Source organism: Duganella sp. Leaf61 (genome assembly GCF_001421905.1).
Taxonomy (GTDB): Bacteria; Pseudomonadota; Gammaproteobacteria; order Burkholderiales; family Burkholderiaceae_D; genus Rugamonas; species Rugamonas zoogloeoides.
Genome location: NZ_LMLM01000002.1, coordinates 157425 through 171444 on the forward strand (window position 1 = coordinate 157425; position 14020 = coordinate 171444).

The window sequence follows — 14020 nt, forward strand, 5'->3', positions numbered from 1 at the left end:
TGGCTTCGATCCATGCGCACTAACCTGCCAGCGGCCCTGCGATGAACAACCACCGGGCGACAACCGCCGGGCCAGCCCGCCAGCGCGGCTTCACGGTCTGGCTCACGGGCCTCAGTGGCGCCGGCAAATCGACGGTGGCGTTTGCGCTCGAAGCGCAGCTGGCCGCAGCCGGCCACCACGTCACCGTGCTCGACGGCGATGTGCTGCGCCGCCGCCTGAACCGCGACCTCGGCTTTTCGCCGGCCGACCGCCAGGAAAACATCCGCCGTGCAGCGGAAGTGGCGCGCCTGATGAACGATGCCGGCCTGATCGTGCTCTGCGCCTTCATCTCGCCGCAACGGTCCGACCGCGCATTGGCGCGCGAGATCATCGGCGACCAGTTGTTCATCGAAACCTGGATCAGCACGCCAGGCGCAGTGTGCGAGCAGCGCGATCCCAAGGGTTTGTATCAAAAGGCGCGCGCCGGGCTGATCGCGGAATTTACCGGCGTTTCGGCGCCGTACGAGGCGCCGATGCAACCGGCGCTTGCGCTCGACACTTCCACCATCGCGCTCGATCAGTCATGCCGGCTGGTACTGGAGCACCTGGCGCCACGCCTCAAAAAGTGATCTCGACCGACGGCGCGCTGCGCCTGGCGGCGCTGTGGACAGCTTATTTTTTGCGTTCGCCGTGCACCATCTGGCGCGCGTGCTTGCGGCGCAGCGCCTGCTCCCAGCGCTGCTTTTGTTCGTCGGTTTCCAGCACCAGTTTCGGTACCGGCAGCGGCTTGCGGTGTTCGTCCACGGCTACCATGGTGAAGTAACAGCTGTTGGCGTGGCGGACCAGGCGCTTCTGGATGTTCTCGGTCACCACGCGGATGCCCACTTCCATCGACGTGTTACCGGTGTAATTGATCGACGCCAGGAACGTCACCAGCTCGCCCACGTGGATCGGCTGCAAAAACATCACCTGGTCCACCGACAAGGTCACCGTGTAGCTGCCGCAGTAGCGGCTGGCGCAGGCATAGGCCACGCTGTCGAGGTATTTCAAAATGGTGCCGCCGTGGACGTTGCCGGAGAAATTGGCCATATCGGGCGTCATCAGCACGGTCATGCTCAACTCGTGAGCGACCCAGGCCATCGGTTTTTCCATCTGCTGCTCCCTGGTTTTTAGTTCCTGTCATGCTATCCGCTAAGCTTGCCATCCGCAAATAATTAACGACAATATTGCCGGATATCGTATGCTTTATGCTTCAATACAAGGAGCGCATATGAAATGGAAAGTCCTGGCCGCCAGCATACTGCTTGGCATGGCCGCCACCGCGCAGGCCAAGGAAGCGAACCTGGCCGACGAGGTGCAGACCTTCACGCTGGCCAACGGCATGAAGTTTATCGTGCTGGAATCGCACACCATCCCCAACGCCAATATGTACACGTTCTGGAAAGTCGGTTCGCGCAACGAGGCGCCCGGCACCACGGGCCTGTCGCACTTCTTTGAACACATGATGTTCAACGGCTCGAAAAACTTCGGCCCGAAAATGTTCGACCGCACCATGGAAGCCAAGGGCGGCTCCAACAACGCCTATACCAGCAACGACCTGACCGTGTACCAGGACTGGTTCCCGGCCAGCTCGCTGGAAACCATCTTCACGCTCGAGAGCGACCGTATCGCCCACCTGAACATCGATCCGAAAATGGTCGCCAGCGAACGCGGCGTGGTGCTGTCCGAGCGCAGCACCGGCCTGGAAAACTCGAATATCCGCGCCCTGCACCAGGCCGTCAATGGCGTGGCCTTCTCGGCCCACCCGTATTCCTGGCCCGTGATCGGCCACGAGTCCGACATCAAGGCCTGGACCCAGCAAGACCTCGAACATTACTTCAAAACGTACTACGCACCGAATAACGCGGTGGCGGTGATCGTCGGCGACGTCAAGGCCGAGGAAGTGAAGAAGCTGGCCACGCGCTACTTCGGCAAGATTCCGAAAGGCGCACCGCCACCGGCCGTGCGCACGGTGGAGCCGCCGCAAACCGGCGAGCGCCGCATTTTCGTGACCAAGGAATCGGCGACGTCGCCCAACCTCGCGGTCGCCTTCAAGATCCCGGCGGCCAACAGCCCCGACTACTACGCGCTGGAAGTGCTGCAAAGCATACTGGCCGACGGCAAGACCTCGCGCCTGTACAAGGCGCTGGTCGAGCAGCAACTGGCCACGCAAGTGTCGGCCAATGCCGCCGAAGGTTTCGATCCGGGCCTGCTGTACGTGTTTGCCGTGGCGGCCGCCAAGGTCGATCCGGGCACGCTGGAAAAAGCGGTGCTGGCCGAGCTCGATAAAGTGGTCAAGGACGGCGTCACCGCCGAGGAACTCGACAAGGTGCGCAACCAGAAGCTGGTCAGCCTGTACCGCGAGCAGGAAACCATCAACGGCAAGGCCCAGCAACTGGGCAATTACGAGATGTTCTTCGGCGACTACAAGAAAATGTTCGACGCCCCCGCCGCGTACGCCAAGCTCACGCCCGCCGACATCCAGGCCGTGGCCGCCAAATACCTGAAAAAGTCGCAGCGCACCGTCGGTGTGCTTGCTGCGAAGGAGGACTGATTACATGACTTACACCAAGATAGCTGTTTTGGCAGCGGGCACCGTGCTGGCCGCCGCCACACTGCCGGCCACCGCCACCGCTGCCGAATTCCGCCTGCCCGCATTCGAAACCGTCAAGCTGCCCAACGGCCTGACCGTGTACTTGATGGAACGTCACGAAGTGCCGCTGATCTCGGTGCGCGCCGTGGTCAAGGCCGGCGCCGTCAACGACGCCGCGCAGCCGGGCCTGTCCAACCTCACCGGCGACGCCCTGCTGCTCGGCACCACGTCCCGCAACAAGAAGGCCATCGACGAGGCGTTCGACTTCCGCGGTGCACGCCTGGCCGGCGGCGCCGGCGCCGAAGCCAGCACGGTACAAGCCAACTTCGCCCGCAAGGACGCCGCCGCCCTGCTGCCGCTGTTTGCCGAAATCGTCCAGCAGCCGTCGTTCGACGAAGCCGAACTGGCCAAGCTGCGCGACCGCAAGGTCATCGGTCTCAAGCAAGCCAAGGAAGCGCCGCGCAACGTGGTGAACACGTATTACCGCGCCATGCTGTTCGGCAGCGCGCCGTACGGCATTCCCGCCAGCGGCACGGTGGGCAGCGTCAGCGCACTCAAGCAGGCCGACGTGCAGCGCTACTACGGCCAGTTCTACCGTCCGGACAACGCCGCCATCGTGGTGGTGGGCGACTTCCAGAAGGACGAGATGCGCCGCCAGATCGAGTCGCTGTTCGGCGCGTGGAAAGCTGCCGGCCCGGCGCCGCAGCAGCAGGACAACGGTAAAGTACAAGCCGACAAGTCGCGGGTGTGGCTGGTGAACAAGCCCGACGCCATCGAGACCACGTTCCTGATCGGCGGCGCCGGCATTGCCCGTAACGACGCCGACTACGTGCCGCTGCAAGTGCTCAACACCATCCTGGGCGGACGCTTCACGTCATGGCTCAACGACGAACTGCGCGTGAACTCCGGCCTGACCTACGGCGCCAACAGCCAGTTCAGCGTGCTGTCGCAAACCGGCACCTTTGCCATCTCGAGTTTCACAGCGTCAGCCAAGACCGGCGATGCGCTGGCCCTGGCGCACAAGACCTACCAGCGCCTGTGGGAAAAGGGGATCGACAAGGCCACGCTCGATTCGGCCAAGGCGTACGTGAAGGGCCAGTTCCCGCCACGCTATGAAACCGGCGAACAACTGGCCGGGCTGCTCGGCGATATGTACGCGTCCAACGTCGGCCGCGAGCAGATCGACAACTTTACGCGCGACGTCGACAGCCTTACGCCCGAGCGCGCCAAGGCACTGGTGAACCAGCACTTCCCGCGCAACAACCTGCAAACGGTGTTGATCGGCAAGGCTGACGATATCCGCGACGTCGCCAAAAAATATGGCGACGTGACGGAGCTCGACATCGGCACCGACGGCTTCCAGCCAGCCGCCAAATAGGGAGCGGATCATGCCGGCTTTGCGTATCGAGGTCGATGATGTAGTGGTGGCGACAGTCAGCACGGCCGGCATGACCATGATCGATGTGCGGCTCGCGAGCCGCCGCACCGCGGCGCCGCGCGCCTGCCTCGACGTGGGTGGCGCCACGTCGGCTAACGTGCCGTAACAGTCAAACGGTAGGCGGCGCAGCAAGCGTCGCAACCAGCGCGGCAATCTCGTCGCCCAATCCTGCTGCTTCTTCCACTACCGGCCCCAGCACCTCCCAGGCGTGCGGCGCGTTCTTCAACGCGATTTCCGCTGTGCGCGCCAGCGCTTGCAGGCGTTCGGCGCCGATGGTGCCGGCCAGTCCCTTCAGGGTGTGCAGCGGCAGCAGTGCGGCCTGCACATCATGGATCAGGCGGGCGCTATCGATTTGCGCGAGCAGCCGCGCGGCTTCCTCGACGAAACCGTGCAAGGCCATCAGGTAGATCGACTTCAGGCCGCCCATGCGCTTGAGCGCGGCTTCGCTGTTGATGCCGGGGCCGGGCAAGCTGCGGTCATGCGCCACGGTCGCAGCGGCGATTTCTGACGTCGATGCCGGCGCCGCCTCCATCGGCAACACCGGCGCGCGCCCCACGTGCAGCAGGATTACATCGATCAACTGCGCCAGATCGAACGGCTTGCCCACGTGGTCGGCCATGCCGGCGTTGAGCGCGGCGGTGCGGTCGGCGGCCATGGCGTTGGCGGTCATGGCAACGATCGGCGGTGCTGCCGGGCCCAACTGGCGCAGGATCGCTTGCGTGGTTTCGTAGCCATCCATTTCCGGCATCTGGATGTCCATCAGGATCAGGTCCGGCAACGGCGCCTGGCCGGAGAGCGCCTGCAGCGCCAACAGGCCGGAACTGGCTACCTGCACGCGGGCGCCGTCATTGCTCAGCAACTCGCTGGCCACTTGCTGGTTGGCAGGATTGTCGTCCACCAGCAGCAGCCGCAATCCCGCCAGGCGGGCACCGGCCGGCATCGGCACGGCCGGGCGGTGCACGCGGTGCTCAAGGCGGGCGTCGGCCACGGCGTCGAACAGCATCGACGCCGTCACCGGCTTGACGACAAAGCCGTCGAGCACCGGCGACAGGTCCTGCTGGCGCTGGGCCAGCATTTCGCGGTCGTAGGCGGTGACCATCACGATCAGCGGCAACTTGCCGCTGGCGCCCAATTGACGGATGCGACAGCTGGTTTCCCAACCGTCGAGCTCGGGCATGCGCCAGTCGATGAACACCACGTCGTAGGCGCTGCCCACTTCGATCCTGGCGGCAATCATCGCCAGCGCCTGCTCGCCGCCGGCCGCCAGGTCCACCCGCCAGCCGAACGAGGTCGCCATTTCGCCCAGCACCGCGCGCGCGGTGGGATTGTCGTCCACCACCAGGCACGACAGGTCGGCCAGCGCATGGAACGGCACCGGCGCCAGGGCCGCACCGTCCGCGATTTCGAACTCGAGCGTGAAGTCGAACACGCTGCCCTTGCCCACAGCACTTTGCACGCCCAGTTGGCCTCCCATCAGCGCCACCAGGCGCTGGCTAATCGCCAGGCCCAGGCCGGTACCGCCGTAACGGCGCGCGGTCGATGCCTCGGCTTGTGAGAAGCCGTCGAAAATGCGCTGGCGCTGTTCGTCCGAGATACCGATGCCGGTATCGCTGATGGCAAAGCACACGGCGAGCCGCGTGCCGCTGCGCGCTGCCAGCCGCGCCGATACCACCACTTCGCCGCGCTCGGTGAATTTGATGGCGTTGCCGGCCAGGTTCAGCAGGATCTGTTGCAGGCGCAGGTCGTCCCCCACCGCTGCCGCTGGCAGCGCCGGGTCGATGCGGAACAGCACCTCCACCTGCTTGGCGCCGACGTTGGCCGACAGGATCACCGCCAGGTCGCGCCACAATTTATCGAAGCGGAACGGGTGCGGGTCGAGCGCCAGCTTGCCGGCCTCCACCTTGGAAAAATCGAGGATGCCGTTGAGCAGACCCAGCAGTGCACGCGCGGCCGAGCCGGCCTTGGCCACGTAGTCCTGCTGGCGCTCATTCATGCCGGTTTGCTGCAGCAATTGCAGCATGCCCAGCACGGCGTTCATCGGCGAGCGGATTTCGTGGCTCATATTGGCCACGAACTCGGTCTTGGCGCGGCCGGCCTTGAGCGCCTCCTCCTTCGCCAGCAACAGCGCCTCGTGGGCCGCGCGCGATTCGGTGCGGTCGGTGCTGCTGCCCACCCAGCTCAGCACGTTGCCGTGGGCATCCTGCTGGGCCAGCGCATGGTGGTCGAACACGCGCCACACGCCGTCGTGGCGGCGCAGGCGGGCATCGCAACGAAACTCGCGTCCATCCTGCCTGGCGCGCTGCCATTCGGCAGCGAGCGGGGCCAAGTCGTCGGGATGGATCACGCGCGACCAGTTACCGTCGTCCATCATTTCCTGTGCCGCGATGCCGCTGAACTCTTGCCAGTGGTGGCTCAGAAAATCGAGGCGCAGGTCGGCACGCGCGGTCCACACCATTTGCGGCAAGCCTTCGGTCAGCGAGCGCCAGCGCGATTCGGAAGCGGTCAGCCGTGCCAGCGACTGTTGCAGCGCGTCTTCGGCCTCCACCAGCTGCTGCACCGATTGCCACTGCTTGCGCAAGCCGACACGCAAGCTCTGCAGCAGCACAGCGGCCAGCAGCAACATCAGCGCCATGAAGATGCCGACGTTGCGAATTTCCTTGTGATACCACGGCGCCAAAAAATCCTTGCTGGCAAGGCCGACGACCACGTACACCGGGTAGCTACCCACCTGCTCCATGCTCAAGGTGCGTTCAAGCTGGTCACGCGGACTGATCACGGTAAACGTACCGCGCCGGCTCTTGCCGTCGAGGATGTCCTGGGTGAGCGGGTTGACCTTGATAACGCTGCCGATCTCCATACCCTCTACTTGCGGATACCTGTGCAGCACGCGCTTGCGCGCATCGAGCAGCACGATCGAACCGTGGGCGCCAATCTTGAGCGCGGCAAACGATTCATCCAGCGTACTGCTGTTGATGGTGACATAGGCCGTGCCGCCGAAGCTGCCATCGGGCAAAGTAAGCGGCGCCGCGACCGGCAACACCCACCTGCCGGTAATACGCGACCGCACCGGCAAGCCAAAGGTCAGCTTGCGCTCCAGACGGGCGCGCTGGAAGAATTCGCGGATGCTGAGATCTTGCGGATGGGCGGGATCGACTTCGTCGCCAAAAATCACCCGGCCGCTGGCGTCGGACCCGCGCACCGCCTGCGCCTGCGGCACGCGCTCCTTCAGGCTGCTCAGATAGGTGCTGAACGCCTGGTCGGTGTAAGTGCCGGCTGCGTGCATGGCGCCGAACTCGGCGTTGGCGCGCCGCAGCGCCAGGTCCACTTCGAGGAAATGGGCCTGCAAAAAGCCTTCGAGCGTGATGGCCAGATTGCGCGCGGTTTCATCGGCCGTGGCGTAGTAGCGCAGGCGGCTCTGGTTGAGCACGTGGGCCAGGCCGATGACGAGAATTAACACCACCACCGCGACGGCGACCACCAGCACGCCGAACAGCTTCCTGAATTTTTGCAGGGTATCGATTCTTTTCACGGGCGGCGCAGTGGTGTGGTGGCAATGCTAGGATACAACAAAAAAAAACGCTCCAGCGGAGCGTTTTTGGTGATACCTGGTCGTTAAAGACCCTGCTGTTCGATGTCGGCCAGCGATTCGCGGCCCTTGTCGGAAATCTCGAAGCCGCCTTCGGCGCGCGGCACGATATGGGATTTTTTGCCGAGGAACAGCGCCACGTCGGCGCCGATCGGGCTAGCGCCATCGTCGGCAATGGCGCGCAGCGCCAGGATGCAGCGGCGCAGGAACAAGGTCTGCTCGCCCTTGTCGGTCAGGGAAATACGGCCGTTGCGGGCAACGCTGAACAATTTCAGGCCAGCTAAGCGCTTGGTATTGCGGCCCACGCAGGCGCTGTAGCGCTCGGTTTTGACGCCAGCCTTGATTTCATCGAGCGCATTGTATTCGTCTTGCGTTAATTTGTCGTTCTTCATTGCCATTTTTTCCATAAGAGACTGCTGCGGCCCTCATGGTACGCGCACCACGGCACGACGGCAAGGCGCGTAGCCCTGCATCGTCCGCAGGCAAGGCACTACAACGCGCGGATCAGCAACCAGACCGCGCCGATGCTGGCAAACGCCGCCACGCACAGCAGTGCCTGTACGCGCTTGGTGCCCAGCGCAACGCTACGGCGGCCGAGGTAGATTTTATTGTGCAGGGAATTGCCCATGATGCTCTCCGTTGTGAAAAACGATGATCTGACTAAATTATAGAAACACTTCGATGACAGCAGTGTGACGCACCGAAGAAATATGAAAATATGTAACTCAAGAGCAACAACTGTCACACTTTCTATCATGTTTGCACCATCGTCAGCGCGTGCGCCGGACCGGGGATGAACATGCTAGGCTGTGACGACACATCAACGGGAGACCATATGAATCAAGCAGCCAAACCGGGCACCAGCGACCACGATCCGGCGCGCGACGCAGGCCACCTCACGGAAGAAGCCGATATTGGCAGCGGCGAACCTTCGCCAGGCAAGCAGGAGACTGACGAAGCGATCAAGAGCATTCCGCCGTTACCGAAGGACGGTAACGCGGCGCCGTCCAAACCTTAAACCTTCATTGGCGGCTGCTTGGGGGTAGGCTCTTCGATCGGAGGCTCCTCTGGCAGCGGCGTGTTGTCGGGCGGTGGGTCTTTTTCCGGTGGCGGTGGCGGCACGTCCGGGTCCGGGGTAATGTGCGCGTGCAGCTCGGCTGGGGTGTTTGACATGGCTGGCATGGTGCTCTCCTCATTGAATACCGCCATTCTCGGCCATGCGTCCTTTTTATTTAGTGCGCCACCGCACCCAAGCCCTACCAATTGCTTGCAATACCAGCCGTTGTGTTGCAACGGGTACAATGATGGCTCGATCAGTTCACCACCAGATTGCCGCCATGCTCAATACCCCGCTCAACGATGACGAATACGACCAACTCGACGACCTGCTGGCCGCCATCTCGCCGCAGGCGCTGGATGTGGCCGGGCTCGAAGGCTTGTTGACGGCGCTGGTAATCGGCCCTGGCGAGGCCGCCCGCGCAGCGTGGCTGCCCGTGGTCTGGGGCGATACCGCGCCGGCCGACACCAAGGCGGTCGAGGCCGCTACCGCTCTGGTGTTGCGCCATGAACAGTACATGCGCACCTGGATGCAAAAAGACCCCGCCAGCTTCGAGCCGATCTACGAATGCGGCGGCGCCTGGACGCCCGAAGCCTGGACCGCCGGCTTTGAAGCCGGCATGCAACTTGACGCCGCCAGATGGGATGCCTTGCGCGCCGCCGAGCCCGCCTGGCTGGCGCCATTCGCGCGCGCCGGCGAGGATTGGGAAGCGGCAGTGACGCCCTCCGTGATCCGTATCCACGCCCACTTCCACCCGGCCGCCCCCGCCAAGACCGCCAAGGTGGGCCGTAACGATCCCTGCCCTTGCGGCAGCGGCAAGAAGTACAAAAAGTGCTGCGGCGAAGGCAAGTAATTAAGTTGCCGGCACGCGGTTGACCAGTTCTTCGCCGCGCTCGAAAGCGGTGATGCTCTCGATGGTGGTGCGCATGATCTGGCCGATCGCTTCCACCGTGAAGAAAGCCTGGTGGCCGGTCACGATGACGTTGGGGAACGATACCAGGCGCTGGATCACGTCGTCGCAGATGATAGTTGACGATAAATCCTGGAAGAACAAGTTTGCTTCCTGTTCATAGACGTCGATTGCCAGCCCGCCCAACTGGCCCGTTTTAAGGGCCTGGATGGCAGCGTCGGTGTCGATCAGGCCACCCCGGCTGGTATTGACCAGCACGCTGCCGCGCTTGGCCCGCGCCAGCGATTCGGCGTTGACGATGTGGCGCGTGTCGTCGGTGAGCGGACAATGCAGCGACACCACGTCGCTGCAGGCGAGCAATTCGTCGACTCCCACGTAGCGCCCGCCCAACGCCTCGAACGCCGGTGACGGATAACGATCATGGCCCACCACCGTGCAGCCGAAGCCGGTCATGATGCGGGCGAAAATGGTGCCGATCTTGCCGGTGCCGATCACGCCCACGGTCTTGCCGTGCAGATCAAAACCCATCAGGCCGTCGAGGTCGAAATTGCCGTCGCGCGTGCGCGCGCTGGCGCGGGCGATCTTGCGGTTCACTGCCAGCAGCAGGCCCACCGCGAACTCTGCCACCGAGTGCGGCGAGTAGTCGGTTACCCGCACCACTGCAATGCCCAGCCGCGCCGCCGCTTCGGTGTCGATCTGGTTGTAGCCGGTGGAGCGCGTGGCCACCAACTTCGTGCCTTGCGCGGCCAGCAGCGCCAGCACCTCGGCATCGACGGTATCGTTGACAAACACGCACACGGCGCCGCAGCCTTCGGCCAGCGCCGCCGTGTGGGCGGTCAGACGGTCTTCCAGGAAGCGCAGCGTGTGGCCGCCCTGCTCATTCGCTTGCTCGTTGGCCTGCGCCAGCAATGCCTTGTCGTAGCGCCGCGCGCTATATACCGCAACTTTCATGGTCTCTCCCTGGTCGATTGTGCTGCATGGCGACCATGTTAGTCCCTGCTTGCAATAAAGTCATCACCAACGACCGGGGCATCGTCCACTAGCGCGGCAATGCACGGCGCGCGGTCCGGGAAGTGCCGGCGACTACCGTTGCTGCTCCGGCGCGCAGCTTGAACGCGCTGACCACCTGCGCCAGCTGTTGCGACTGGTTCTGCATGGCGGCAGCGGCGGCGGCCGACTGCTCGACCAGCGCCGCGTTCTGCTGGGTCACATCGTCCATCTCGGTGACGGCCTGGTTGATCTGCTCGATGCCGGCATGCTGCTCGACGCTGGCAGCGCTAATCTCGGAGACGATGTCGGTCACCCGGCGCACGCTATCGACCAGCTCGGTGATGGTATCGCCGGCCTGGTTGACCAGCGCGCTGCCGCTGGCCACTGTGCTCGACGAGGCGTCGATCAGGTCCTTGATTTCCCTGGCGGCGGCCGCCGAGCGCTGCGCCAGGTTGCGCACCTCGGTGGCGACCACCGCGAAGCCACGGCCCTGCTCGCCGGCGCGGGCTGCTTCCACGGCCGCGTTCAGCGCCAGGATGTTGGTCTGGAAAGCGATCCCGTCGATCACGCCGATGATGTCGCCGATCTTGTTCGACGACTGGTTGATCTGCTCCATGGTGGCCACCACCCGGGTAATGACCTCGCCGCCGCGATGGGCGATCACCGACGCTGACTCGGCCAGCTTGTGGGCCTGGCGCGCATTGTCGGCATTCTGCTTGACGGTGGAAGTGAGCTCTTCCATCGACGACGCGGTTTCTTCCAGCGAGCTGGCCTGCTGTTCCGTGCGGGCCGAAAGATCCATGCTGCCGGCCGCCACTTCGCTGGCCGACATGGCGATACTGTCGGTACCGCTGCGCACCGTGCTCACGGTGTCGGCCAGGCCGTCGTTCATGCGCTTGAGCGCTTCGAGCAACTGGCCCATTTCGTCGCGCGACTCGACCACGATGTCGCTGGTCAGGTCACCGGCAGCCACGGTATTGGCCACCAGCAGCGCGCGCGCCACCGGCTTCGTAATCGAGGCAGTTATGATGTAGCCGAGCAGCGCCGCCAGCACGATGGCTGCCCCGGTGAGCACCAGCATCAGGTTGCGGGCGTTGGTATAAGTCTGGCCGGCATCGACGCCGGCCTGGGCGGCGTTGGCGTTCTGCGACTTGATTTTCTCGGCGACCAGGTCCTTGAGTTGGCCCAGCGCCGGACGCAACTTGTCCGACAGGTAGGTGCGGCTTTCCTCCGGCGTACCTTGCAGAATCAGCTTGATCAGGTCGAGCTGGCCCTGCGTATAGCGAACATTGGCGGCGGCGATGCGGGTCAGTTGCTCCGCATCCTGCGGCAGCAGCGACAGGCGTTCGAGCGCCGCGATGTCCTTGAGCGCGTCCGCACGGTTGGTCTCGATAATCTTGAGCTGGTTGGCGCGGTCAGTCTCGTTATCGGTCAGCATCATGTTACGCAGCGAAATCGCGATATTGTTGACCTTGTTGATCAGGTCGTTCGAGTGCTCGAGCTGCGGCATATTGTTTTCAACAATATTGCTGGTGCCATGATTCAGACGGCCCAGCATGATGATGCTGATGATGGCAATCGCCAGCAACAGTGCACCGATGGCGGCAAGTGCGACTGTGAGGCGTACGCCGATATGAAGGTTCTTAAAAAATTGCATGGAAATCCTGGCAGAGGCGGAAGGTGGCGAACATGCTAGCCCGTCTCCAACAATTTTTCCACAAGGAAATTACAGTTCTGTTACATTTACGCACCATGCCAGTGCAATGCGCACCTGTTTGGCCGCTACCGTACCAGTTTGAACACGCTGACCACGCCGGCCAGGTGCGCGGATTGTTCCTGCATGGCGGCAGCAGCGGCGGCCGACTGCTCGACCAGCGCGGCGTTCTGCTGGGTGACGTTATCCATGTCGATCATGGCCTGGTTCACCTGCTCGATGCCCGCTTGCTGCTCCACGCTGGCCGACGAGATTTCGGCCACGATATCGGTCACGCGCTGCACGCTCCCCACCAGTTCGCTGATGGTGGCGCCCGCGTCATGCACCAGCACGCTGCCGCTGGCAACGGTGCGGCTGGAGTCGTCGATCAGGGACTTGATTTCCCTGGCGGCCGCCGCCGAGCGCTGCGCCAGGTTGCGTACTTCCGATGCCACGACTGCGAAGCCCCTGCCTTGTTCGCCGGCGCGCGCTGCTTCCACCGCAGCGTTTAGCGCCAGGATATTGGTCTGGAACGCAATGCCGTCGATGACGCCGATGATGTCGCCGATCTTGCCCGACGATTGATCGATCTGCTCCATGGTACTGACCACGCGGCCGATTACCTCGCCGCCGCGCCGGGCAATCACGGAGGCCGACTCGGCCAGCTTGTGGGCCTGGCGCGCGTTGTCGGCGTTTTGCCTGACGGTGGCCGTGAGTTCTTCCATCGACGACGCGGTCTCCTCCAGCGAACCGGCTTGCTGTTCGGTCCGGGACGACAAGTCGAGACTGCCTGCGGCCACTTCCGCAGCGGCGGTGGCGATGGTCTCGGTGCCGCTGCGCACCGTGCTCACGGTGTCGGCCAGGCGCTCGTTCATGGTCTTGAGCGCTTGCAGCAACTGACCGATTTCGTCGCGCGACTCGATCTCGATCACGCTGGTCAGGTCGCCCGCTGCCACCGTGTTGGCAACCGCGAGCGCGCGCGCCACCGGCTGCGTGATCGACACGGTCAATACGAACGCCAGCACCGCGCCCAGCGCCACGGCCGCCGCCGACAAGCCTGTCATCAGGGTCCGCGTGGAATCATAGGTGTCGTGGGCGTCCTGCCCCGCCTGCCTGGCGGCTGTATTCTGCGCCTTGAGCTTGGCGTTGACCAGATCCTTGAGTTCGCCAAGCACCGGGCGCAGCTGGTCGGACAGGTACGCCCGGCTTTGCTCGGGTGTGCCCTCCTCGACCAGCTTGATCAGGGCGATCTGACCGTCGATGTAGCGGCCGTTGGCGGCCTCGATACTGGCCACGCCGGCGCGGTCCTGCGGCAACGACACACCCGCCAGTGTGGCGATCACCTTGCGCGAACCTTCGCGGTTGGCCTCGATCACTTGCCGCTGCGTGGCGCGGTCGCTGTCCTTGTCGGTCAACATCATGTTGCGCAAGGCGATGGCGATATTGTTGACGTTATCGATCAGGTCGTTCGACATTTCCAGCTGGGCGATATTGACTTCGACCAGGTCGGTGGTGTTCTGGTTGATCTTGCCCAGCATGTGAACGCTGGTAGCTGCAATCAGCAGCAGCAGTGCGCCAATCAGCGCGAGCGACAAGCTGAGTCGCTTGCCGATATTCAGATTCTTGAAAAATTGCATGGTAGCCCCCGATAACGATGTGGACGCCATGCTAGCTGCGCTGCGGCTAATTTTCTACAGAGAAATACTATTATGTCGCAAGTAATTTTTATTTTGGT

The 14020-nt window shown here is 63.5% G+C and carries 14 protein-coding genes; 6 read left to right on the forward strand and 8 right to left on the reverse strand.

From position 1 onward, the window contains the following. The first annotated feature begins 41 nt into the window (after positions 1-41). Entirely contained in the window at positions 42-608 is a 567-nt protein-coding gene (gene cysC / locus ASF04_RS04955) for an adenylyl-sulfate kinase (RefSeq protein ID WP_229204920.1), read from the forward strand. A gap of 43 nt (positions 609-651) precedes the next feature. Here the strand turns inward: cysC and ASF04_RS04960 are convergent, their stop codons facing one another. Beyond that, positions 652-1131 (reverse strand): acyl-CoA thioesterase, encoded by a 480-nt coding sequence (locus ASF04_RS04960; RefSeq protein ID WP_056138676.1) that lies wholly within the window; start codon positions 1129-1131, stop codon positions 652-654. Between the two features lie 118 nt (positions 1132-1249). On the opposite strand from ASF04_RS04960, the gene ASF04_RS04965 reads away from it, so the two are divergent. Genes ASF04_RS04965 through ASF04_RS27320 form a run of 3 tightly spaced genes read left to right on the forward strand, consistent with a single transcriptional unit; the run spans position 1250 to position 4155 of the window. Next, positions 1250-2572, forward strand: coding sequence for a pitrilysin family protein (locus ASF04_RS04965; RefSeq protein WP_056138678.1), 1323 nt, complete (start codon positions 1250-1252; stop codon positions 2570-2572). Between the two features lie 4 nt (positions 2573-2576). After that, positions 2577-3989: a pitrilysin family protein gene (locus tag ASF04_RS04970; RefSeq protein ID WP_056138679.1), complete on the forward strand. Its 1413-nt coding sequence runs from the start codon at positions 2577-2579 to the stop codon at positions 3987-3989. A gap of 10 nt (positions 3990-3999) precedes the next feature. After that, positions 4000-4155: a hypothetical protein gene (locus tag ASF04_RS27320; protein WP_156368527.1), complete on the forward strand. Its 156-nt coding sequence runs from the start codon at positions 4000-4002 to the stop codon at positions 4153-4155. 3 nt (positions 4156-4158) lie between these two features. On the opposite strand, the gene ASF04_RS04975 is transcribed toward ASF04_RS27320, so the two are convergent. The 3 genes from ASF04_RS04975 to ASF04_RS27825 all read right to left on the reverse strand — a co-directional run bounded on the left by ASF04_RS04975 (position 4159) and on the right by ASF04_RS27825 (position 8263). After that, positions 4159-7578 (reverse strand): response regulator, encoded by a 3420-nt coding sequence (locus ASF04_RS04975; protein WP_056138680.1) that lies wholly within the window; start codon positions 7576-7578, stop codon positions 4159-4161. An 83-nt stretch (positions 7579-7661) separates the two neighbouring features. Beyond that, on the reverse strand, positions 7662-8027 hold the full coding sequence (locus ASF04_RS04980; RefSeq protein ID WP_019922056.1) for a hypothetical protein: 366 nt from the start codon (positions 8025-8027) through the stop codon (positions 7662-7664). Between the two features lie 98 nt (positions 8028-8125). Continuing rightward, the gene (locus tag ASF04_RS27825; RefSeq protein WP_019922055.1) at positions 8126-8263 is read right to left on the reverse strand and encodes a hypothetical protein; all 138 of its coding nucleotides are present in this window, start codon (positions 8261-8263) and stop codon (positions 8126-8128) included. Between the two features lie 207 nt (positions 8264-8470). Here ASF04_RS27825 and ASF04_RS04985 point away from each other — a divergent pair, with 207 nt between their 5' ends. Beyond that, positions 8471-8653 (forward strand): hypothetical protein, encoded by a 183-nt coding sequence (locus ASF04_RS04985; RefSeq protein WP_056138681.1) that lies wholly within the window; start codon positions 8471-8473, stop codon positions 8651-8653. On the opposite strand, the gene ASF04_RS27830 is transcribed toward ASF04_RS04985, so the two are convergent. After that, positions 8650-8808 (reverse strand): hypothetical protein, encoded by a 159-nt coding sequence (locus tag ASF04_RS27830; RefSeq protein WP_164474763.1) that lies wholly within the window; start codon positions 8806-8808, stop codon positions 8650-8652. The genes ASF04_RS04985 and ASF04_RS27830 overlap by 4 nt on opposite strands. A gap of 131 nt (positions 8809-8939) precedes the next feature. On the opposite strand from ASF04_RS27830, the gene ASF04_RS04990 reads away from it, so the two are divergent. Continuing rightward, positions 8940-9545, forward strand: coding sequence for a UPF0149 family protein (locus ASF04_RS04990; protein ID WP_229204921.1), 606 nt, complete (start codon positions 8940-8942; stop codon positions 9543-9545). Here the strand turns inward: ASF04_RS04990 and ASF04_RS04995 are convergent, their stop codons facing one another. The 3 genes from ASF04_RS04995 to ASF04_RS28570 all read right to left on the reverse strand — a co-directional run bounded on the left by ASF04_RS04995 (position 9546) and on the right by ASF04_RS28570 (position 13922). Then, positions 9546-10553: a 2-hydroxyacid dehydrogenase gene (locus tag ASF04_RS04995; RefSeq protein WP_056138685.1), complete on the reverse strand. Its 1008-nt coding sequence runs from the start codon at positions 10551-10553 to the stop codon at positions 9546-9548. It abuts the gene before it with no gap. 88 nt (positions 10554-10641) lie between these two features. Further along, positions 10642-12249 (reverse strand): methyl-accepting chemotaxis protein, encoded by a 1608-nt coding sequence (locus tag ASF04_RS28565; RefSeq protein WP_056138688.1) that lies wholly within the window; start codon positions 12247-12249, stop codon positions 10642-10644. A 125-nt stretch (positions 12250-12374) separates the two neighbouring features. Then, entirely contained in the window at positions 12375-13922 is a 1548-nt protein-coding gene (locus ASF04_RS28570) for a methyl-accepting chemotaxis protein (protein WP_056138690.1), read from the reverse strand. Between the last annotated feature and the right edge of the window lie 98 nt (positions 13923-14020).

Excerpts from the sequence above, each read along its gene's own strand:
- cysC (WP_229204920.1), top strand. The coding sequence starts at position 42 with ATGAACAACCACCGGGCGACAACCGCCGGGCCAGCCCGCCAGCGCGGC.
- ASF04_RS04995 (WP_056138685.1), bottom strand. The coding sequence starts at position 10,553 with ATGAAAGTTGCGGTATATAGCGCGCGGCGCTACGACAAGGCATTGCTG.
- ASF04_RS04965 (WP_056138678.1), top strand. The coding sequence starts at position 1,250 with ATGAAATGGAAAGTCCTGGCCGCCAGCATACTGCTTGGCATGGCCGCC.
- ASF04_RS28565 (WP_056138688.1), bottom strand. The coding sequence starts at position 12,249 with ATGCAATTTTTTAAGAACCTTCATATCGGCGTACGCCTCACAGTCGCA.
- ASF04_RS04990 (WP_229204921.1), top strand. The coding sequence starts at position 8,940 with ATGGCTCGATCAGTTCACCACCAGATTGCCGCCATGCTCAATACCCCG.
- ASF04_RS04985 (WP_056138681.1), top strand. The coding sequence starts at position 8,471 with ATGAATCAAGCAGCCAAACCGGGCACCAGCGACCACGATCCGGCGCGC.
- ASF04_RS04980 (WP_019922056.1), bottom strand. The coding sequence starts at position 8,027 with ATGAAGAACGACAAATTAACGCAAGACGAATACAATGCGCTCGATGAA.
- ASF04_RS04960 (WP_056138676.1), bottom strand. The coding sequence starts at position 1,131 with ATGGAAAAACCGATGGCCTGGGTCGCTCACGAGTTGAGCATGACCGTG.
- ASF04_RS04970 (WP_056138679.1), top strand. The coding sequence starts at position 2,577 with ATGACTTACACCAAGATAGCTGTTTTGGCAGCGGGCACCGTGCTGGCC.
- ASF04_RS27825 (WP_019922055.1), bottom strand. The coding sequence starts at position 8,263 with ATGGGCAATTCCCTGCACAATAAAATCTACCTCGGCCGCCGTAGCGTT.
- ASF04_RS28570 (WP_056138690.1), bottom strand. The coding sequence starts at position 13,922 with ATGCAATTTTTCAAGAATCTGAATATCGGCAAGCGACTCAGCTTGTCG.
- ASF04_RS27320 (WP_156368527.1), top strand. The coding sequence starts at position 4,000 with ATGCCGGCTTTGCGTATCGAGGTCGATGATGTAGTGGTGGCGACAGTC.
- ASF04_RS27830 (WP_164474763.1), bottom strand. The coding sequence starts at position 8,808 with ATGTCAAACACCCCAGCCGAGCTGCACGCGCACATTACCCCGGACCCG.